Here is an 809-nt window from a genome sequence, read left to right on the forward strand (position 1 = left end):
TCGGTCAGGGTGCCGGTCTTGTCGGTGATCAGGATGTCGATGTCGCCGAAGTCTTCGATGCACACCAGGCGTTTGACGAGCACCTTGGCCTTGGCCAGCTGTCGCGATCCCGTCGCCAGGCTGGTGCTCACCACGGCGGGCAGCAGCTGCGGCGTGATGCCGACCGCGATCGCCAGCGAGAACAGCACCGAATCGATGATCGGCTTGTGCAGCAGCAGGTTGCTGACCAGGATGACCACCATCAGCGCGATCGCGACCTGCAGCAGCAGGTAGGAGAACCGGCGCAGCCCCACCTGGAAATCGGTCTCGGGTTGGCGCTTGTCCAAACCCGCTGCGATGCGGCCGAATTCGGCATCCCTGCCGGTGGCGTACACCACCCCGGTGCCCTCCCCGGCGCTCACGATGGTGCCCATGAAAGCGAGGTCGGTCGATTCGGCCAGCTCGGCGCCGGCCGGCACAGGCTGCGGCGATTTCTCCGAGCCCGTCGACTCGCCGGTCAGGATGCTCTCGTCGCATTCCAGGCCGGTGACGTCGATCAGCCGGACGTCGGCGGGCACGGCCTCGCCCAGCGACAGGCGGACCACGTCACCGGGCACCAGGTCGGTGACGCCGATCGTGACGAACTTCGAGTCGCGGCGCACCACGGCGTTGTGGTGCACGGCCGCGTGCAGGTCGGCGGCGGCCCGCTCGGCCCGATACTCGTTGACGAACCCCAAGCCGATGCTGGCCGCCAGGATCACGCCGATGATGATCGCCTGCATGCTGTCGCCGAGAAAGTAGGAGACGATCGCGGTGCCGGCCAGCAGGAT

General features: G+C 67.4%; 1 pseudogene. It reads right to left on the minus strand.

Going from position 1 to position 809, the window contains the following annotated elements:
• A pseudogene (locus A5696_RS20800) lies at positions 1-809 on the minus strand (magnesium-translocating P-type ATPase); the annotation flags it as partial.

Origin of the sequence: Mycobacterium sp. E2699, from assembly GCF_001666745.1 — a bacterium.
Taxonomy (GTDB): domain Bacteria; phylum Actinomycetota; class Actinomycetes; order Mycobacteriales; family Mycobacteriaceae; genus Mycobacterium.